Raw genomic sequence first — 18,829 nt, forward strand, 5'->3', positions numbered from 1 at the left:
GCACCCCAATTTCCCTCGGCGTCACGTCTTGAGCTGCTCGGCCGCCCAGCGGGCCCACTCTTCGTGCATCGCGCTGAGCCGCTTGCCGTACTCCAGGGCCAGTCGGCCGTGGAGGGAGAGCGGGTCGTTGTCCCACTCGATCGCGGCCTCCGCCTCCCGGAGGCCGGCGAGCTGGCGGGCGGAGCGCTCGGCCTCGGTCAGAAGGTACGTCTGCGCCTCCAGCGGGGTGAGGAGGCCGAGGAAGAAGACGCGCAGCAGGGAGTCGCTGCGGCGGGTGCGGGAGGGCTCGGTCTCGGTGAGCCAGTGGCGCAGCTCGGCCCGGCCCGGGTCGGTGATGGCGTACTCCTTGCGGCCCCGGGGGCCCGCGGCCGCCACCTCGATCAGGCCGGAGTCGGCGAGCTTTCCCAGCTCGCCGTAGACCTGGCTCTGGGTCGCCGACCAGACGTGGGAGAGCGAGGTCTCGAACAGTTTCATCAGGTCGTAGCCGCTGGCCGGACGTTCGGCCAGCAGCCCCAGGACCGCGTGACGAAGGCTCATGACCTCAACTTTACATTCCACTCTTGACACGTCAATGCAGGAACCCCTAATTTTGACATGTCGAAGTTGGAATGTGGAGCGGGCGAGAGCCCGACGAAGGGGGACTCCCATGAACTACCTGCGCGGTTTCATCCCGTGGATCGTCTTCGCCGCCGTTGGCAGCGCGCACTGGCAGTGGGGCGCGGTCGCCGCGCTCGCCGTGGGAGCCTGGCTGTTCTACACCGACCGCAAGGGTGGTGCGGCGGCCGACTCGCTGATTCTTGAGCAGTCCACCATCGCCTTCTTCGCCGTGCTGAGCGTTGTGGCCTTCGCTGCGCCGGACAGCGGCCTGCGGGAGTACGGCGGGGCGCTGGCCACCGGCTGGCTGGCCCTCACCGCCTGGGCGACGCTGGCCGTCCGGCGGCCCTTCACCACCGGGATAGCCAAGCGGCAGGCGCCGCGCGAGGTGTGGAACAACCCGGTGTTCCTGCGCATCAACGTGGTGCTGACCGCCGCCTGGGCCGCCGCCTTCACCGTCACCGCCGTCGGGCTCGCCGTCATCCACGCCGAGTCGCTGGGCAGCACCGCCGCGATAGCCGTGCAGGTCGCCGGGTTCGCGCTGCCCGCACTCTTCACCGCCAAGTACCCGGAGAGCGCCCGGCGCTCCGCTCAGGCCGCCAAAGTGACGGCAATCACGGAGTGATGACGGTCAGTTAGGTTTGATCCACAGACAAGTGCGGTTATCCACAGGGTTTGTGGCTATTCTGTGGACAACGGCCGGGCCGAGAGAGCGTCCAACGTACGGGACTGAACCTCCCGTTCGGCCGCGGCGGAGATGAACGCGGCGACGTTCTCCGGGCCGACCAGGGCCTGTACGGCCCGGACCGTGTGCGCGGGCAGGGTGACCGGCCCGGGGTCGGGATCGGCCGGGACGGCCGGGGCCGCGGCGCCGAGATGCTGCTGAAGGTGCCGGGTGGCGAACAGGCGCATGGCCCGGGCCAGTTCGGCGTCCACGGTCTGCTGGGCGAGCGGGCGCAACCGGCGCACCAGGCCGGCGGCCTCGGCAGCCTCCGCGTCGGTGGGCGGCCGGTGGCCCAGATAACGGGCGAAGACGTGCTCGGTGGTGAAGTCGAGGAAGCGGGCCGCGATGTGCTCCACCTGGCCGCGCAGCTCGCGCAGATGCCCGGAGATGGCGTCCAGGGGAACCCCGGCCGCGTGAAGCTCGGCGGCGACCGCCAGCTCCTGCGGGCTGGGGACCAGGAACTCGCGGTCGTTGCCGGGGATGCGTTCCAGGATGCCCAGTTCGACCGCCTCGGCGACGGCCTGGTCGTCGGGCTCGCCGCCGAAGGTGGCGTCGAGATCGTCCCGGGAGATCCGGGCGGCCTCCTCGTCGGTCCAGGGCCCGTTGACCTCGGCGACCAGGCCGAGGACACCGCCGAGGCCGCGGCCCGCGTCCCAGGCCTCCAGGAGTTCCTTGATGGAGGCCAGGGTGTAACCGCGGTCGAGCAGATCGGCGATCAGGCGCAGTCGGGCCAGATGGGCCTCGCCATACACATTGGACCGGCCGCGGCGCTCGGGCCTGGGCAGCAGCCCGCGGTCCTGGTAGGCGCGGATCGTACGGACCGTGGCGCCGCTCGCATGGGCCAGGTCCTCGATGCGGTACTCGGACGAGGAGGGGAGGGAGTGTGGCCCCGCTTGCTGTGGCGCGGGCTGGACCGCCTGCTGGACGGCTTGCTGAGCCGGTGACTGGACCGGAGCCGGGACCGGGGGCTGGAGCGCCGCCTGGGCCGTCGGCCGGACCGGAGGCTGGGCCGGCACGGCCGAGGGCACCGGGGCGTGGTCCGGCGCCGCCGACACACCCGGCGCCGCCGATGACTGTGTTGCTGGCTGCCCGGACAAACCGTCTCCCTCTACCCCAGGGCGGCGCGGCCCACCGCACCCGCTGCCGCACGGGCCGCCGGCGAGGTCGCGAGATATTCGGCGGCCTTGCGCAGGGAGCCCTCCTGCGAGGGATGGTACGACCGCCGGAAGTAACGGGGTATGGCCGCGCCGAGCTCCTTCCAGCTGGGCAGCAGCCCGCGCCGTACCGCCCCGTTGTGCTCGCGCAGCGAGTAGCGCAGTCGGCCGGCGAGCTGGGGGTCGTTGCGGATCAGATAGGAGGTGCCCCACCCCCACAGCCAGAGCAGCACCGGGGCGACCACGACCATGCCCTCCACCCGGCGGGCGTAGCGGGGCAGGCCCTCGCCGCCGCAGTGCTGGTACATGTCGAAGGCGACGGCGCGGTGTTCGACCTCCTCGGCGCCGTGCCAGCGCAGCAGGTCGAGCATGACCGGGTCCGAGCCGGCCAGGTCGAGGGCCTCGGCGTGCAGCACCCAGTCCCCCAGGACCGCGGTGAACTGTTCGATCGCGGCGATCAGCGAGAGCCGGAAGCGCAGCCACTCCTGGGTCGGTATCGGCGCGCCGAACGGGGGCCGCTCACCGAGGAGCTTGTCGAAGAGGAAGTCGACGTGGCGGGTGTAGGCGGCGGTGTCGAGGCGCTGCTCGGCGAGGTGGTCGAGGACGTAGGCGTGCTGGACGCTGTGGGTGGCCTCCTGGCCCATGAAGCCCTTGACGTCCTTGAGCAGTGCCGGGTCGGTGACCAGCGGAAGGGCTTCCTTGAAGACCTTCACGAACCACCGTTCGCCCGCCGGCAGGAGCAGGTGCAGGACGTTGATGACATGGGTCGCGGTGGGCTCGTCCGGTATCCAGTGCAGGGGGGTCTCGTGCCAGTCGAACGAGACCCGCCGCGGGGTGATCCTGTACTGCTCCGGACCCGCGCCCTCCAGTCGGTCCGGGCTCACAGCGGTGGCTCCAGTCGGGCGATCGCGCGCAGGGTGCGGGGAGTGAAGCGGGACATGAGGTGGGCGCCGCGGGCCTCGGGCGTCACCGGCACCACGGCCTGGTTCTTCACGACCGCGCGCAGGATCGCCGTGGCGACCTTCTCCGGCGGGTAGTTGCGCAGGCCGTACAGCCGGGCGGACTTCTTCTGGCGGCGCTTCTCCTCGGCCTCGTCGACCCCGGCGAAGCGGGCGGTGGAGGTGATGTTGGTGTTGACGAAGCCGGGGCAGATGGCGCTGACGCCGATGCCCTGCCCGGCCAGTTCGGCGCGCAGGCACTCGCTGAGCATCAGCACCGCCGCCTTGGTGGTGGAGTACGCGGGCAGCGCCTTGGAGGGCTGGTAGGCGGCCGCCGAGGCGGTGTTGACGATGTGGCCGCCCTGGCCGCGCTCGGTCATCTGCCTGCCGAAGATCCGGCAGCCGTGGATGACGCCCCACAGATTGACGTCGAGGACCTTCTTCCAGTCCTCGGTGGTGGTGTCGAAGAACGAGCCGGAGAGGCCGATCCCGGCGTTGTTCACCAGGACGTCCACGATGCCGTACCGGGCGGCGACCTTCTCGCCGAGCTTCTCCATGGCTTGCTCGTCGCTGACGTCGACCGTCTCGGCCCAGGCCTCGGGGGCGCCGATGAGCCGGGACATGTCGGCGGTCCGGGCCGCACCCTCCGCGTCCCGGTCCACGGCGACGATCCGCGCCCCGGCCTCCGCGAACGCGAAGGCGGTGGCCCGCCCGATGCCGCTGGCGGCGCCGGTGACGAGGACCAGCTGTCCGCCGAAGCGGTCCGCGTACGGGCCGCTGGCCACGGCGTCCTTGGCCGGGACGCCGTCCTCGTTGGCGGCGATGAACTCGGTGATCCAGGCGGCCAGGCGGTCGGGCCGGGTGCGCGGAATCCAGTGCTTGGCGGGCAGGGTGCGGCGGACCAACTGGGGTGCCCAGAGCTCCAGGTCGTCGTAGAGCCGCTCGGAGAGGAACGCGTCGCCGGTCGGCGTGATCAGCTGCACCGGCACGTGCGCGTACGCGTCGGCGCGCGGTCGGCGCAGCCGGGCCCGGATGTTGTCCCGGTAGAGCCAGGCGCCGTGCGCCGCGTCCTGGGGCAGGGAGGACGTGGGGTAGTCGCCGGAGGGGACCTTCTCCACCCGTTCGAGGATCCTCGGCCACTGCTTGCCGAGCGGGCCGCGCCAGGCGAGCTCGGGAAGGACCGGGGTGTGCAGCATGTACACGTACCAGGACTTGGCGCCCTGGCCGAGCAGCTGGCCCACCCGGCGGGGGGTCGGGCGGGTCATCCGGCTCTTGATCCAGTGCCCGAAGTGGTCGAGGGAGGGGCCGGACATCGAGGTGAAGGAGGCGATCCGGCCCTCGGTGCGCTCGACGGTCACGAACTCCCAGGCCTGTACGGAGCCCCAGTCGTGGCCGACCAGGTGCACCGGCCTGTCCGGGCTCACCGCGTCGACGACCGCCAGGAAGTCATCGGTCAGCTTCTCCAGGGTGAAGCCGCCGCGCAGCGGGGCCGGAGCGGTCGAGCGGCCGTGGCCCCGTACGTCGTACAGCACGACGTGGAAGCGCTCGGCCAGCCGGACGGCGACCTCCGACCAGACCTCCTTGCTGTCCGGATAGCCGTGCACGAGCACCACGGTCGGCTGCTCCGGGTCGCCGAGTTCGGCGACGCACAGCTCGATCCCTCCCGTGCGCACCCAGCGCTCGCGCGCGCCCTCCATACCGTTGCCCGCCCGGTCTCCCACGCTCACGCCGCCTTCTCCTCGGCCCAGCGCCGCACATGCGGCAGATCGTCGTCCAGCCAGAACGCGCTCTGTTCGGGGTCCTTGGAGTCGGTGACGACCAGGATCTCCTCGAATTTCGCGCCCGTACCCCGGAACCCGAGGTGCGGCTCGACCGCCCACAGCCCCGGCCGGGGCGGGTGGTCGGAGAACTTGTAGGGACTCCACAGCGGCGACCAGCCGTCGCGGTGGCCGTGCAGCGCGTCGCTCGCCAGGCCCTTGAGGGACTGGGTGCCGAACCCGAAGACGTTCGGCGACCAGCGGCGCTCCTTGACCTGGTCGACCTTGTGGGCGATCACGCCGAACGGGTACGCGCGGTGCCGGTTGGCGTAGCCCTGGCGGACCATGAGCCGGTCCACGTCCTCGTAGATCTCGCGCAGCGGCCGCTGCTCGCGGACCTCGCGCAGGATCAGCTCCCGGTGCGCCTCCAGATCCGCGAGGAGCCGGTTGTGCACGGGGTTGAGGCCGAGGCAGCCCGAGTAGCCGATGTCGGCCGTGAAGCCCTTGTGGACCGGGGCCATGTCGAGGATGAACGGCATCCCCGCCTCCAGCCTCCGGTTGGTGGGGAAGAACTGGAGCGGGATGCGGAAGTTCATGAACGCCGTGCGGTCCCCGAACCAGGCGAACGGCAGATGGAACCAGTCCCGCACACCGCGCTCGCGCAGCCACTCCCGCTGCATGCGGGCCGCCTCGCGCTCCGTCACACCCGGCTTGAGCTGGGCCGCGATGGCCTCCGCGCACTCGTAGGCGAGCCGCTGCACTTCCCTGAACCCGCTGAGCCGCGCGTCGAGTTCCGTCCTGACCGCCGTTGGCATCGCGCCCACACCCCTGTCGTCGTACGCGTGCGTAACTTGACACTGATGAATGTGACAATGCCCGGCGGCTACGTCAAGGGTTCTGCGTCCGCCTGTGGACAACGACCGCGTTGTGGACAACCCGATGCCCCTTCGGAGGGCGTTTCTCGGGGTTCCGTCACTCTTCCGTAGGGGGCATCTACGGGTCCGTACCTCTGGAGTCGGACACGGATACAGCCGCCTGGTCTGACGATCGATGTGGTCTGCGCCACTACCTTCGAAGTGTGAATGTGATCGCGACCGAAAGCCTGAGCAAGCGGTTCCCCCGGGTGACCGCGCTTGACCGGCTCTCCTTGGACATCGGGCCCGGTGTGACCGGCCTGGTGGGTGCCAATGGAGCCGGCAAGTCGACGTTGATCAAGATCCTCCTCGGCCTCTCCCCGGCCACGGAGGGCACCGCCGCGGTGCTCGGCCTCGATGTCGCCACCAGCGGTGGCGCGATCCGTGAGCGCGTCGGCTACATGCCGGAGCACGACTGTCTGCCGCCCGATGTCTCGGCCACCGAGTTCGTCGTGCACATGGCGCGCATGTCGGGCCTCCCGGTGACCGCCGCCCGCGAGCGCACCGCCGACACCCTGCGCCACGTAGGGCTCTACGAAGAGCGGTACCGCCCGATCGGCGGCTACTCGACCGGTATGAAGCAGCGCGTCAAGCTCGCGCAGGCGCTGGTCCACGACCCGCAGCTGGTCCTGCTCGACGAGCCGACCAACGGGCTCGACCCGGTCGGCCGCGACGAGATGCTCGGCCTGATCCGCCGCATCCACACCGACTTCGGCATCTCCGTCCTGGTCACCTCGCACCTCCTTGGTGAGCTGGAGCGCACCTGTGACCACGTAGTGGTCATCGACGGCGGCACGCTGTTGCGGTCCAGCTCCACCAGCGACTTCACCCAGACCACCACCACCCTCGCGGTCGAGGTCACCGACTCCGACACGCACCCGGACGGCGCCGAAGCCGTGCGCGGCGCGCTCGTCGCGGCCGGCATCACGCTCCACGCGGGCGTGGAGGAAGGACTGCCGGGCGCCGGGCACATCCTGCTCGTGGAGGCGGCGGGCGAGGAGACGTACGACGTGGTGCGCGACACCGTCGCCGGGCTCGGCCTCGGGCTCGTACGGATGGAGCAGCGCCGCCACCACATCGCGGAGGTCTTCAAGACCCCGGCGCAGGCCCCGGAGCCGGTCTCCGAGCGCGCCGCAGCCTGGGCAGCGACCGCCGCCGCACAGCAGAACGGAGGCGGCAGCCATGGCAGCTGAGGCCGCAGGGACTCGGATGACACAGACCCAGATCGCCCAGACCCAGAGCGCCCAGACCCAGATCCACAACATCGGCTACCGCGACTACGACGGCCCGCGCCTGGGCCGGGCGTACGCACGGCGCTCGCTCTTCTCGCAGTCGCTGCGCGGGGCGTACGGACTGGGCCGCAGCGCCAAGTCCAAGGTGCTGCCGATGCTGCTCTTCGCGGTGATGTGCCTGCCCGCGGCCATCATGGTCGCGGTCGCCGTCGCCACCAAGGCCAACGACCTGCCGGTGGACTACACGCGCAACGCGATCCTGATGCAGGCCGTCATCGGCCTCTTCATCGCCGCGCAGGCCCCCCAGACCGTCTCACGCGACCTGCGGTTCCGTACCGTGCCGCTGTACTTCTCGCGGCCCATCGAGCGGGTGGACTACGTCCTCGCCAAGTTCGCGGCGATGGCCTCCGCGCTCTTCATCCTCACCGCGGCGCCGCTCGTCGTGCTCTACGTGGGCGCGCTGCTCGCCAAACTCGACTTCGCGGACCAGACCAAGGGGTTCGCACAGGGACTGGTCTCCGTGGCGCTGCTCTCGCTCCTGTTCGCCGGCATCGGCCTGGTGGTCTCGGCGCTCACCCCGCGCCGCGGCTTCGGCGTCGCGGCCGTCATCGCCGTGCTGACCATCTCCTACGGGGCGGTCTCCGCGGTCCAGGGCGTCGCCTTCGACCAGCAGTCCACCGGGGTCATCCAGTGGCTCGGGCTCTTCTCCCCCATCACGCTCATCGACGGGGTGCAGACCGCCTTCCTCGGCGCGACCTCGGCCTTCCCGGGCCGCGAGGGGCCGGGCGCGGGAGCCGGCGCGGTGTATCTGCTCGTCGTCCTCGCGCTGACCGCCGGCTCGTACGCCGTCCTGATGCGCCGCTACCGGAAGGTCGGGCTGTGACCACCATCGACATCGACCACACCTCACGCTGGTTCGGCAACGTGGTGGCCGTCAACGACGTCACCATGTCGGTCGGCCCCGGGGTGACCGGACTGCTCGGCCCCAACGGCGCCGGAAAGTCCACGCTCATCAACATGATGGGTGGTTTCCTCGCCCCCTCGACGGGAAGCGTGACGCTCGACGGGCGCCCCATCTGGCGCAACGAGGACGTCTACCGGCAGATCGGCATCGTCCCCGAGCGGGAGGCGATGTACGACTTCCTGACCGGCCGCGAGTTCGTCGTCGCCAACGCCGAGCTGCACGGGCTCGGGGCCAGGGAGGCCCAGCGGGCGCTCGCCACGGTCGAGATGGAGTACGCGCAGGACCGCAAGATCCAGACGTACAGCAAGGGCATGCGCCAGCGCGTGAAGATGGCGTCCGCGCTGGTCCACGACCCTTCGGTGCTGCTGCTCGACGAGCCGTTCAACGGCATGGACCCGCGCCAGCGCATGCAGCTGATGGAGCTGCTGCGGCGGATGGGCGCCGAGGGCCGCACCGTCCTGTTCTCCTCGCACATCCTCGAAGAGGTCGAGCAGCTCGCCGCGCACATCGAGGTGATCGTGGCCGGGCGGCACGCGGCGAGCGGTGACTTCCGCAAGATCCGCCGGCTGATGACCGACCGCCCGCACCGCTATCTGATCCGCTCCAGCGACGACCGCGCGCTCGCCGCCGCGCTGATCGCCGACCCGTCGACGGCCGGGATCGAGGTGGACCTCAAGGAGGGCGCGCTGCGCGTCCAGGCGGTCGACTTCGGGCGGTTCACGACGCTGCTCCCGCAGGTCGCGAAGGCGCACGGGATCCGTCTGCTGACCGTCTCGCCGTCCGACGAGTCGCTCGAATCCGTCTTCTCCTACCTCGTAGCGGCCTGAAAGGAGCTGTGAGCGTCATGTACAACCCCACAGTCGCCCGGCTCACCTACCGGGCCCTGCTCGGCCGCCGCCGGGCCGCCATCCTCTGCGTGCTGCCGGTGCTGCTGATCGTCATCTCGGCGGCGGTACGGTCCTTCAGCGGCGCCGACGACCAGGTCGCGGCCAATCTGCTCGGCGGGTTCGCGCTCGCCACGATGGTCCCGCTGATCGGCGTCATCGCGGGCACCGGAGCCATCGGGCCCGAGATCGACGACGGCTCGATCGTCTATCTGCTGGCCAAGCCGGTGAAACGCCCGACGATCATCCTCACCAAGCTGATCGTGGCGATCGCGGTGACCATGGCCTTCTCGGCCGTCCCCACCTTCATCGCCGGAATGATCCTCAACGGCAACGGCCAGCAGATCGCGATCGCCTACACGGTCGCGGCCCTGGTCGCCTCGATCGCGTACGCGGCGGTCTTCCTGCTCCTGGGCACGGTCACCCGGCACGCGGTGGTCTTCGGCCTGGTCTACGCGCTGGTCTGGGAGAGCCTGTTCGGCAACCTGGTCCCGGGCGCGCGCACGCTGAGCGTCCAGCAGTGGTCGCTCGCCCTCGCCGAGCGGATCGGCACGAACGGCTTCATCACCTCGGACGTCGGCCTGCCGGCCGCGGTCGTCCTGCTGACGGCGGTCACGGTCCTGGCGACCTGGTACGCGGGCCAGAAGCTGCGGACGCTGAAGCTGGCCGGGGAGGAGTGAGGCGCTGGGGGGTGACGCGCGCCGAAGTGTGAACTCCGGGGCAGGTGTCGCCCTCCCGCGACCCGGGCGGCGGTCTTCCGGCCCCGCCCGGGTCATCATCGAGGGATGACGACGCTTCACGGTCCGGGCACGCGCCGGGCCCCCGAGCCGGCCCGGCCGGTTCGGGCCTGGGTGCGCTCCTCGCCGGGGACGCACATCTGGCTGCTGGTCATCGCGATCACGAGCATCGTCATCGAACTGTCCAGCCAGGGCCTTGAGCACTATCTGCTGCACCGCAACAGCAGCAACATCCACCAGCTCACCAAGCACCCCGCCCAGTCGCTGTTCACCAGCGCGTTCTGGATCGAGAACCCGTCCTCGTTCCTGCTGTACCTGGTGCTCTTCGAGCTCGTCCACGCGCCGGTGGAGCGCTGGATCGGCACCGTACGGTGGCTGGTCGCGGTCGCCGCAGCCCATGTCGCGGCCACGCTGATCAGCCAGGAAGTGATCCTGTGGAGCATCCAGAACCACGAGGTGCCCAAACGGATGGCGCACGTGGTGGACATCGGGGTCAGCTACGGGCTCGCCGCTTCGGCGGGGCTGCTGGTGTACCGGCTGCCGCAGCCGTGGCGGTGGCTCTACCTCGCGTGCGTGGTCGCTTTCTTCGGGATCCCGCTGCTGACGGGGGCCACGTTCACGGACATCGGGCATGCGGTCTCGCTGGCCATCGGGCTGGCTTTCTGGCCGCTGACCAGGGGTAAATCAGTGGCTTCGAACGGGCGTGCGGTGCACAGTGGTTGAGGGCCCCAGGGCAGACCGCTTCGAGCGCGCTACGGCGCGGGTCACCCCGGGGCACGGGGATCAGTAAGGGGCGTCCACCTATGGCGGACGCCCCTTACCTCTGCTTACTTCTGCCCGTACAGGGCTCTCGTACAGGCGCTCCCGTAAGGGCGCTCCCGTACGTACGCCCTCACGCGCCCAGCAACTGCTCCAGGACCACCGCGATCCCGTCGTCCTCGTTGGACGCCGTGATCTCGTGGGCGACGGCCTTCAGCTCGTCGTGGGCGTTGGCCATGGCCACGCCGTGCTCGGCCCAGCCGAACATCGGGATGTCGTTGGGCATGTCGCCGAACGCGATCGTGTCCGTCGACCGGCAGCCGAGCCGGCGCGCGGCCAGCGACAGGCCCGTCGCCTTGCTCAGGCCCAGCGGAAGCAGCTCCACCACGCCCTCGCCCGCCATCACCACGTCGACGAGGCTGCCGACGACCTGGCGCGCGATCCGCGCCAGCGCGTCGTCCCCGAGCTCCGGGTGCTGGATGTAGACCTTGTTCAGCGGCGCCGACCACAACTCGGCGACCTGGTCGAAGGCGACGACCGGCAGCGAGCCCTCGTGGACCCGGTAGCCGGGGCCGACCAGCACCTCGCCGTCGAGCCCGTCCCGGCTCGCGGCCAGCGCCAGCGGGCCGACCTCGGCTTCGATCTTCGAGAGCGCGAGCCCCGCCAGCTGGCGGTCCAGCGTCACCGATGTCAGCAGACGGTGCTCGCCCGCGTGGTAGACCTGCGCGCCCTGGCCGCACACCGCGAGGCCCTGGTACCCCAGGTCGTCCAGGACGTGCCGGGTCCAGGGCACCGAGCGGCCGGTCACCACGATGTGGGCCGCGCCCGCCGCGGTGGCCGCGGCGAGCGCTTCACGGGTGCGCTCCGAGACCGTCTCGTCGGAGCGCAGCAGCGTCCCGTCAAGATCGGTCGCGATCAGCTTGTACGGGAACGGCTTCCCCGGGGCGGTGCTCACTTGGCGATGGGCTCCAGCACCTCGCGGCCGCCCAGGTACGGGCGGAGCACGGCCGGGACCCGCACGGAGCCGTCGGCCTGCTGGTGGTTCTCCAGGATCGCCACGATGGTGCGCGGCACCGCGCAGAGCGTGCCGTTCAGCGTCGACAGCGGCTGGACCTTGCTCTTGCCGTCGGCGTTGTCGCGCATCCGTACGGACAGCCGGCGCGCCTGGAAGCTGTCGCAGTTGGAGGCCGAGGTCAGCTCGCGGTACTTGCCCTGCGTCGGGATCCACGCCTCGCAGTCGTACTTGCGCGAGGCCGAGGAGCCCAGGTCGCCGGTGGCCACGTCGATCACCTGGAAGGGCAGTTCGAGGCCGGTCAGCCACTGCTTCTCCCAGTCCAGGAGCCGCTTGTGCTCGTTCTCGGCGTCGTCCGGGTGGACATACGAGAACATCTCGACCTTGTCGAACTGGTGGACCCGGAAGATGCCCCGGGTGTCCTTGCCGTACGTACCGGCCTCGCGACGGAAGCAGGGCGAGAAGCCCGCGTAGCGCAGCGGCAGCTTGTCCGCGTCGAGGATCTCGTCCATGTGGTACGCGGCGAGCGGGACCTCGGAGGTGCCGACCAGGTAGTAGTCGTCCTTCTCCAGGTGGTACACGTTCTCCGCGGCCTGGCCGAGGAAGCCGGTGCCCTCCATGGCGCGCGGGCGGACCAGCGCCGGGGTGAGCATCGGGATGAAGCCGGCCTCGGTGGCCTGCGCGATCGCCGCGTTGACGAGGGCGAGCTCCAGGAGCGCGCCGACACCCGTCAGGTAGTAGAAGCGCGAGCCGGAGACCTTGGCGCCGCGCTCGACGTCGATGGCGCCCAGCGCCTCGCCGAGCTCCAGGTGGTCCTTGGGCTCGAAGCCCTCGGCCGCGAAGTCGCGGACGGTGCCGTGCGTCTCCAGGACGACGAAGTCCTCCTCGCCGCCGACCGGCACGTCCTCGTGGACGATGTTGCCGAGCTGGAGCAGGAGGTGCTTGGCCGCCTCGTCCGCCTCGTTCTGCTCGGCCTCGGCGCTCTTGACGTCGGCCTTGAGCTGCTCGGCCTTCTGCAGGAGCTGGGCGCGCTCCTCGGGCGAGGCCTTGGGGATGAGCTTGCCGAGCGCCTTCTGCTCGGAGCGCAGCTCGTCGAAGCGGACGCCGGACGACCTGCGCCGCTCGTCGGCTGAGAGCAGGGCGTCGACGAGCGCGACGTCCTCTCCACGGGCGCGCTGGGAGGCGCGAACACGGTCGGGGTCCTCACGGAGCAGGCGAAGGTCAATCACCCCTCCAGGCTACCGGTGCGGATCCCTGGCACCCCACCGGATATCCCCGTCACGCTCGTTCCGCGTGTCAGTTTGCCCGAATTGACCGTATTGGGAAATGTGGTGGGGGAATTCCGGGACGGGCGTCAATAAAGGCAGGCCTTTTCCCTGAAAAGGGGTGCTTTCCGGACTTTCGTTGACCCGAATCCCTTGCGGCTCAAGGGGCTTGTCCACAGAGGTGTCCAGGTCGGGAAAGTTATCCACAGGGTGTGGGGACTTCCTGTGGACCGCCAGGGAGATCCCTTCCATGGCGCGATGCGGGGCCAAGGATTCCCAGTTCGCACCCCTTCCACACACTCATTCGGGTGGGAATTGCTCGCTCTAAAGAGTTGATCGAGGGAATTGGGGTGACATCGTCCCTGCTGATCTTCTGTGGACGGTGTGTCGTCACTAGAGGTATTTGTCGACTCTGTCTGGTTGCGTTGTCGACTTACCCACAGGTCGAGAAGAGAGCCTGTGGATAACTTTGTGGACAGTGAAAATCGGCAGGTAGGACCGCGGGCGGGGCCGGTGGAAAACGTGCTCAGGCCCGGCCGTCCTGGCTGCGAGCCAGCCACTCCGCCGCCGCCACGAACTCGGCGTCCGAGGTCCCCGGCCGTACCGTTCGCACCTCGTCGGCCGTCACGCCCGCACGCGGGTACGAGCCGAGGAAGCGCACCTTTGGGCAGATCCGCTTCAGCCCCATCAGCGCCTCGCCGACGCGCCGGTCCGAGATGTGGCCCTCGGCGTCCACCGCGAAGCAGTAGTTGCCGATGCCCGCACCCGTCGGCCGGGACTGGATGAGCATCAGGTTGACCCCGCGTACGGCGAACTCCTGGAGCAGTTCGAGCAGCGCGCCCGGGTGGTCGTCGCCCAGCCAGATCACCACGGACGTCTTGTCCGCCCCGGTCGGCGCGGCCGGCCGGGCCGGGCGGCCCACCAGGACGAACCGCGTCTCCGCGTTCTCCGCGTCGTGGATCTCGGTGACCAGCGGCACCAGGCCGTATGTCGCCGCCGCGAACTCGCCCGCGAACGCCGCGTCGAACCGGCCCTCCTGGACGAGGCGGGCGCCGTCCGCGTTGGACGCGGCCGACTCCCACAGCGCCTCGGGCAGATGCGTACGCAGCCAGTTGCGCACCTGCGGCTGGGCCACCGGGTGCCCGGTCACCGTCTTGACGTCCGACAGCTTCGTCCCCGGCCGCACCAGCAACGCGAAGGCGATCGGCAGCAGCACCTCGCGGTAGATCATCAGCGGCTCACCGGAGGCCAGCTCGTCCAGGGTCGCGGTGACCCCGCCCTCCACCGAGTTCTCGATCGGCACGAGTGCGGCGGCGGCCTCCCCGTTGCGTACCGCGTCGAGCGCGGCGGGCACGGACACCATCGGCACCAGCTCACGGGTCGCCGCCTCCGGCAGCGTGCGCAGGGCGGCCTCGGTGAAGGTGCCTTCGGGACCCAGATAGGTGTATCGCGTGGCGGACATACTCGTCACCCTAATGGCCTGCCGTCACGGGCGAGGGCCGTCTCGACCGGTCAGGACTCCAGCAGCAGCTGGCCCACGTACTCGCCCGCGCGCGGGCCGCCGGGCACCGCGAACAGGCCGCTCGACTCGTGCCGGATGAACGCCGACAGCGCGTCGCCCCGGTCGAGCTTGCGCTGCACGGGCACGAAGCCCCGCAGCGGGTCGGCCTGCCAGGCGACGAACAGCAGGCCCGCGTCCGGCACCCCGTCCGCCGAGAAGCCGTCGTGGTACGAGAAGGCGCGCCGCAGCATCGCCGCGCCGCTGTTCTGCTCGGGCGCGGAGATCCGGGCGTGCGCGTTGTCGGGGATGACCAGCTTGCCGTCCGGGCCGAACTTGTCGAGCTGCATGGCGGTGGTCTCGGTACCCCCCGAAAGAGGGGCGCCGTTCGCCTTCTTGCGGCCGATCACCTGCTCCTGCTGGGCGAGCGGCACCTTCTCCCAGTCGTCCAGCAGCATCCTGATCCGGCGCACCACCGCGTACGAGCCGTTGGCCATCCACGCCGGCTTCCCGCTGTCCGGGACGAAGATCCGCTTCTCGAAGTCGGGGTCGGAGGGCTTGGGGTTACCGGTGCCGTCGATCTGGCCCATCAGATTGCGGGCCGTCATCGGCTTCTTGGTGGCGCCGGGCGTCCGGTTGAAGCCGTTCATCTGCCAGCGCACCCGGGCCGCCGCGCCCGCGTCCTTCTGGAGCGCGCGCAGCGCGTGGAAGGCCACCAGGGCGTCGTCCGCGCCGATCTGCACCCACAGGTCGCCGTTGGAGCGCTTGGCGTCCAGCCGGTCCGAGGAGAAGTCCGGCAGCGGGTCCAGCTCGACCGGGCGCTGCGCCACCAGGCCCGTACGGTCGAAGAAGGTGCGGCCGAAGCCGAAGGTGACGGTGAGCGAGGACGGGCCCGCGTCCAGCGCGACCCCGGTGTCCGCGCCCGTCGGCTCGCCCGCCATCAGCGCCTTCGCCGTCGCCGACCAGCGCCGCAGCAGCGCCGCCGCCTCCTTGCGCCCGGCGCCGGGTGCGAGGTCGAAGGCGACCAGATGGCCGCAGGCCTGAACCGGAGTGGAGATCCCCGCTTGATGTTTCACGTGAAACGGGACCTCGGTGGAGCCGACCGAGGACAGCTCGGTGGCCCCCGACCCGTCCGATTCGACGGCGGCGTGGACGAGCGCGCCGCCCGTCGCGCCCAGTGCGACACCGGCCGCGCCCGCCGCTCCCACCGTGCCGAGCAGGCGCCGACGGGTCATGTCGAGGGACTCGCCGGTGTCGTCGGCGCTCTTGTTGATCTGGTCCGTCATGTGGTCCGTACTCAGCCGATCTTGATGTTCTTGTCCACGGTGACCTGGTCGATGTCGGAGGTCCGCACGGTCACCGACACCTGCCACTCGCCCGGCATCGGAAGCTGGACGCCGCTCGCGCTCCAGTGTCCCCGGGTGATGCGCTCGGTCTCTACGGGCAGCGGGCCGACCGCCTTGGCGGTCAGCGTGAACGCGACCTTCACCTCGGCCGCGTCCAGCGGCTTGGCCGCGGCGTCGTCCGTCCACACGTGCATCTCGTTGGCGCCGGTGCGGCCCGGGTCAAGGGTGAGGCGGACCGTGCCCTTGCCGTTCTTGCCGCCGGTGTCGAAGGGGATGCGGATGCTGATCGGCCGGTCCGGCACGGCCACCTGGGTCGTCGACTGGGCGGTGGCCGCGGCCTCCTGCGTACGCCCCGGCTCGGTCGACGACAGGATCGTCGCCACGGCGAGCACCGCCACCGCGACCCCGGCCTCGGTGAGCACCGAGCGCCGCAGCCCCGACCGCTGCGGGTCGGCGTCGCGGATGCGCCTCTCGCGCGCGACCGTCACTGCGGCCTGCTGGCGGGCCAGCTGCTGGGCGCGCTTGCGGTCGGCCGGGTTCTTGGCGTCGTCGGGAACGGTCACCGGCTCCGGCTCCTCGGAGAGCTCCGGCTCGGCCGCGCGCTGCTCGACGATGGACGCCGCCTCGGCCTCGGGGGCCGCGTGCTCGGATAGCTGCCCGGTCCAGCGGCGCGAGATGTACGCGGCGCAGAGCAGCACCGCGACCAGTCCGGCCTTGACGAGCAGCAGCTGCCCGTAGCCGGTCCCGGTGAGCGCGGACCAGGAGCCGACCTGCCGCCAGGCCTGGTAGACGCCGGTCGACACCAGGACGGTCACGCTCCAGAAGGCGATCCGGGAGAACCGCCGCACCGCCGCCCGCTCCACCGCGGGCGTCAGGTGCAGCGCCACCAGCAAGGTCGCGAGCCCGCCCAGCCAGGTCGCCACGGCCAGCAGGTGCACCACCGCGACTGGCATCGCGAGCGCCGTCTGGATGCCGGTCGAGGCGTGCTCGGCGAGCGCCCAGGTGGCGGCGATGCCGGCGGCCACCACGAAGCCGCCGACGGCGAGCCCGTAGGTGAGGTCCTTCTTCTCCTCGTCCTCGCGCTTGGCGTACGCGCCGAACAGTACGGAGATGAACAGCGCGGCGGCGCTGAGCAGCAGCAGCCGGGAGCTGAGCGCGGCACCCGACTTGGTCTGCAGGACCGCCTTGAGCCCGTCGAGGTCGAAGGCGTCCGAGAGCTGCCCGGAGCCGGTGTAGGGGGTCCGCAGGAGCAGCAGCGCGATGGTGGCCGCGGTCATCGTCAGCCAGCCGCCGACAACGAGCCGCTGCACCGGGCGCACCGAGGTGCCCCGCTGCCAGCACGCCAGGATGAAGGCGCCGCCGCCGGCGAAGAGGATGAAGCCGGCGTACGCGGCGTAGCGCATGGTGTCGTAGAGCGCGCCGACCAGACCGCCGCCGACGTCCGGGGCGGACAGCGAGACGGTGGTCTTGGAGGGGGCGCCGATGGAGAACGTGAAGGCGCCCGCGACCGGGTGGCTGTCGGCCGAGACAGCCTGCCAGGCCACGGTGTAGGTGCCCTTGGGCAGCCCGTCGCGCAGGCTCACCCCGTACTTCACGATGGAGCCGCTGCACAGGTTGAGCAGTTCGCCGGTGTCGGCGCGCTTGCCGTTCGGGTCGAGGACCCGGATGGACTTGTCGTCCATGGCGACCTGCTCGGAGAAGGTGAGGTCGACGTCCTTGGGGGCGGAGGCGACCACCGCCCCGTCCTTCGGGTTGGTCGCGGTGACCGCGGCGTGCGCCGAGGCGGGCGAGGCGGTCGCGAACACCGCGCCGAGCAGGGCGGCCGCGACGAGCAGCAGCCGGGCCAGGGCGGTTCCGAAGCGTGGGGCGGTGGCCGTCATCGTCTGTTCAGTCCCTCATCCCTCAGTGGTGCTTCGGGTTGTAGGTGGATTCCTTGACCGGCAGTTCGACCCGGACCGTGCCGACCTTCTCGAAGTGCAGGTCGACGGCGACCTTGTCGCCAGGCTTCGGCTTCTTCTTCAGGCCCATGAACATGATGTGGCTGCCACCGCGTTCGAGGTCGAGCTCGCCGCCCGCCGGGATGTCGAAGGTCTTCACCTCCCGCATCTTCTGGTCCTTGGTCGCGTGCATCGTGACGTCGTCCGAGACGTCACTGGTGACCTTGGTCAGCTTGTCCGCGGTCTTGCCGTCGTTCTTCACGACCAGGAAGCCGCCGGCCATGTCCGCGCTCACCGGCTCCGGCATGAACGCCTGGCCGATCTTCAGGTCGGGCTTGCCGTCGGAGCTGTCGGACGAGCAGCCCGCCAGCGCCAGCCCGGCGGTCAGGGCTATGGCGGAGACGAGAGTGGTGCGGCGGTTCACGGGTTTTCTCCAAGAACGATCTTCGGCAGGTCCTTCGTGTAGTCCTCTGGGGTGGCGGTGTCGCCGTACAGGACGTACCCCTGGTCGGTCTTCGGCGAGAAGGCGATGACCTGGGCGCCGTGCATGGACACGACGTTCCCGTCCTTGTCCTTCGTCGCCGGGTCGATACCGATGCCGATCGAGCGGGCCCCGGCCTGGATGGTCGGGAAGTCACCGGTCAGACCGATGAACGACGGGTCCAGCCCCTTGAGCCACTTGCCGAGCGACTCGGGGGTGTCCCGGTCGGGGTCGGTGGTCACGAAGACGACCTGGAGCTTGTCCTGGTCGGCCTTGGGCAGGCGCTTCCTGGCGATGGCGATGTTGCTCATCGTCAGGGGGCACACGTCGGGGCACTTGGTGTAGCCGAAGTAGATGAGGGTCGGCTTGCCCTTGGTCCGCTCACGGAAGTCGAACTTCTTGCCCTGGGTGTCGGTCAGGACGAAGTCCGGCTTGGTGAACGGCCGGTCGAGCACGGTGCCGGCCTTGTTGCTGGTGTCGGCGGAGACATCGGTGACGGGGCTCTTGGCCTTGTCGTCGCTGCCACCGCACGCGGTCAGGGTGAGCGCCGCCGCCACCGCGAATGCGATGGCAGCCGGCACGTACTTGGTGCGCATGGGGAAAGTTTCCGGTCTGGGGAGGGGCCTGGCGGGA

At 70.4% G+C, this 18,829-nt stretch carries 18 protein-coding genes; 6 read left to right on the forward strand and 12 right to left on the reverse strand.

Annotation, left to right across the window (positions count from 1 at the left end; translation table 11 throughout):
• Window positions 1–21: 21 nt before the first annotated feature.
• A complete protein-coding gene (locus ACFWA7_RS07290; RefSeq protein ID WP_385536227.1) occupies window positions 22–537 on the reverse strand; it encodes a PadR family transcriptional regulator in 516 nt (171 codons plus the stop codon).
• Between the two features lie 109 nt (window positions 538–646).
• Here ACFWA7_RS07290 and ACFWA7_RS07295 point away from each other — a divergent pair, with 109 nt between their 5' ends.
• A complete protein-coding gene (locus ACFWA7_RS07295) occupies window positions 647–1,219 on the forward strand; it encodes a hypothetical protein (protein ID WP_385536229.1) in 573 nt (190 codons plus the stop codon).
• A 56-nt stretch (window positions 1,220–1,275) separates the two neighbouring features.
• Here the strand turns inward: ACFWA7_RS07295 and ACFWA7_RS07300 are convergent, their stop codons facing one another.
• The 4 genes from ACFWA7_RS07300 to ACFWA7_RS07315 all read right to left on the reverse strand — a co-directional run bounded on the left by ACFWA7_RS07300 (window position 1,276) and on the right by ACFWA7_RS07315 (window position 5,982).
• The gene (locus ACFWA7_RS07300; protein ID WP_385536282.1) at window positions 1,276–2,172 is read right to left on the reverse strand and encodes a MerR family transcriptional regulator; all 897 of its coding nucleotides are present in this window, start codon (window positions 2,170–2,172) and stop codon (window positions 1,276–1,278) included.
• A gap of 254 nt (window positions 2,173–2,426) precedes the next feature.
• On the reverse strand, window positions 2,427–3,356 hold the full coding sequence (locus tag ACFWA7_RS07305) for a metal-dependent hydrolase (protein WP_385821523.1): 930 nt from the start codon (window positions 3,354–3,356) through the stop codon (window positions 2,427–2,429).
• Complete coding sequence (locus tag ACFWA7_RS07310) at window positions 3,353–5,107, reverse strand: SDR family oxidoreductase (RefSeq protein ID WP_385821576.1); 1,755 nt, start codon at window positions 5,105–5,107, stop codon at window positions 3,353–3,355. Before ACFWA7_RS07310 ends, ACFWA7_RS07305 begins: the two co-directional genes overlap by 4 nt.
• A gap of 26 nt (window positions 5,108–5,133) precedes the next feature.
• A complete protein-coding gene (locus ACFWA7_RS07315; RefSeq protein ID WP_385821525.1) occupies window positions 5,134–5,982 on the reverse strand; it encodes a M24 family metallopeptidase in 849 nt (282 codons plus the stop codon).
• Between the two features lie 269 nt (window positions 5,983–6,251).
• Here ACFWA7_RS07315 and ACFWA7_RS07320 point away from each other — a divergent pair, with 269 nt between their 5' ends.
• The 5 genes from ACFWA7_RS07320 to ACFWA7_RS07340 all read left to right on the forward strand — a co-directional run bounded on the left by ACFWA7_RS07320 (window position 6,252) and on the right by ACFWA7_RS07340 (window position 10,621).
• Window positions 6,252–7,274 carry an ABC transporter ATP-binding protein gene (locus tag ACFWA7_RS07320; RefSeq protein WP_385536286.1) on the forward strand — a complete coding sequence of 341 codons (1,023 nt, stop codon included), beginning with the start codon at window positions 6,252–6,254 and terminating at the stop codon, window positions 7,272–7,274.
• Window positions 7,275–7,290: 16 nt separating this feature from the next.
• Window positions 7,291–8,196 (forward strand): ABC transporter permease, encoded by a 906-nt coding sequence (locus ACFWA7_RS07325; RefSeq protein ID WP_385536235.1) that lies wholly within the window; start codon window positions 7,291–7,293, stop codon window positions 8,194–8,196.
• A complete protein-coding gene (locus tag ACFWA7_RS07330) occupies window positions 8,193–9,104 on the forward strand; it encodes an ABC transporter ATP-binding protein (protein ID WP_385536237.1) in 912 nt (303 codons plus the stop codon). The genes ACFWA7_RS07325 and ACFWA7_RS07330 overlap by 4 nt, the downstream gene beginning before the upstream one ends.
• A 17-nt stretch (window positions 9,105–9,121) precedes the next feature.
• Complete coding sequence (locus tag ACFWA7_RS07335) at window positions 9,122–9,841, forward strand: ABC transporter permease (RefSeq protein WP_385536239.1); 720 nt, start codon at window positions 9,122–9,124, stop codon at window positions 9,839–9,841.
• Window positions 9,842–9,946: 105 nt separating this feature from the next.
• A complete protein-coding gene (locus tag ACFWA7_RS07340) occupies window positions 9,947–10,621 on the forward strand; it encodes a rhomboid-like protein (RefSeq protein WP_385821527.1) in 675 nt (224 codons plus the stop codon).
• 169 nt (window positions 10,622–10,790) lie between these two features.
• On the opposite strand, the gene ACFWA7_RS07345 is transcribed toward ACFWA7_RS07340, so the two are convergent.
• The 7 genes from ACFWA7_RS07345 to ACFWA7_RS07375 form a co-directional block, all read right to left on the reverse strand.
• Window positions 10,791–11,612, reverse strand: coding sequence for an HAD family hydrolase (locus tag ACFWA7_RS07345; protein WP_385821529.1), 822 nt, complete (start codon window positions 11,610–11,612; stop codon window positions 10,791–10,793).
• Entirely contained in the window at window positions 11,609–12,898 is a 1,290-nt protein-coding gene (gene serS / locus ACFWA7_RS07350) for a serine--tRNA ligase (protein ID WP_385821531.1), read from the reverse strand. Before serS ends, ACFWA7_RS07345 begins: the two co-directional genes overlap by 4 nt.
• Before the next feature lie 562 nt (window positions 12,899–13,460).
• Window positions 13,461–14,396 (reverse strand): prephenate dehydratase, encoded by a 936-nt coding sequence (gene pheA, locus ACFWA7_RS07355; protein ID WP_385536247.1) that lies wholly within the window; start codon window positions 14,394–14,396, stop codon window positions 13,461–13,463.
• A 50-nt stretch (window positions 14,397–14,446) separates the two neighbouring features.
• A complete protein-coding gene (gene efeB, locus ACFWA7_RS07360) occupies window positions 14,447–15,718 on the reverse strand; it encodes an iron uptake transporter deferrochelatase/peroxidase subunit (protein ID WP_385536249.1) in 1,272 nt (423 codons plus the stop codon).
• Between the two features lie 11 nt (window positions 15,719–15,729).
• On the reverse strand, window positions 15,730–17,658 hold the full coding sequence (locus ACFWA7_RS07365; RefSeq protein ID WP_385821533.1) for a copper resistance protein CopC: 1,929 nt from the start codon (window positions 17,656–17,658) through the stop codon (window positions 15,730–15,732).
• Window positions 17,659–17,680: 22 nt separating this feature from the next.
• A complete protein-coding gene (locus tag ACFWA7_RS07370; RefSeq protein ID WP_385536253.1) occupies window positions 17,681–18,139 on the reverse strand; it encodes a copper chaperone PCu(A)C in 459 nt (152 codons plus the stop codon).
• Complete coding sequence (locus tag ACFWA7_RS07375; protein WP_385536255.1) at window positions 18,136–18,792, reverse strand: SCO family protein; 657 nt, start codon at window positions 18,790–18,792, stop codon at window positions 18,136–18,138. Before ACFWA7_RS07375 ends, ACFWA7_RS07370 begins: the two co-directional genes overlap by 4 nt.
• Between the last annotated feature and the right edge of the window lie 37 nt (window positions 18,793–18,829).

This window comes from Streptomyces sp. NPDC059994, assembly GCF_042737755.1.
GTDB lineage: Bacteria > Actinomycetota > Actinomycetes > Streptomycetales > Streptomycetaceae > Streptomyces.

Coding starts and splice junctions, on each gene's coding strand:
- ACFWA7_RS07315 (WP_385821525.1), bottom strand. CDS start 5,982: ATGCCAACGGCGGTCAGGACGGAACTCGACGCGCGGCTCAGCGGGTTC.
- ACFWA7_RS07310 (WP_385821576.1), bottom strand. CDS start 5,107: ATGGAGGGCGCGCGCGAGCGCTGGGTGCGCACGGGAGGGATCGAGCTG.
- efeB (WP_385536249.1), bottom strand. CDS start 15,718: ATGACGGACCAGATCAACAAGAGCGCCGACGACACCGGCGAGTCCCTC.
- ACFWA7_RS07335 (WP_385536239.1), top strand. CDS start 9,122: ATGTACAACCCCACAGTCGCCCGGCTCACCTACCGGGCCCTGCTCGGC.
- ACFWA7_RS07375 (WP_385536255.1), bottom strand. CDS start 18,792: ATGCGCACCAAGTACGTGCCGGCTGCCATCGCATTCGCGGTGGCGGCG.
- ACFWA7_RS07365 (WP_385821533.1), bottom strand. CDS start 17,658: ATGACGGCCACCGCCCCACGCTTCGGAACCGCCCTGGCCCGGCTGCTG.
- pheA (WP_385536247.1), bottom strand. CDS start 14,396: ATGTCCGCCACGCGATACACCTATCTGGGTCCCGAAGGCACCTTCACC.
- ACFWA7_RS07290 (WP_385536227.1), bottom strand. CDS start 537: ATGAGCCTTCGTCACGCGGTCCTGGGGCTGCTGGCCGAACGTCCGGCC.
- ACFWA7_RS07340 (WP_385821527.1), top strand. CDS start 9,947: ATGACGACGCTTCACGGTCCGGGCACGCGCCGGGCCCCCGAGCCGGCC.
- ACFWA7_RS07325 (WP_385536235.1), top strand. CDS start 7,291: ATGACACAGACCCAGATCGCCCAGACCCAGAGCGCCCAGACCCAGATC.
- ACFWA7_RS07295 (WP_385536229.1), top strand. CDS start 647: ATGAACTACCTGCGCGGTTTCATCCCGTGGATCGTCTTCGCCGCCGTT.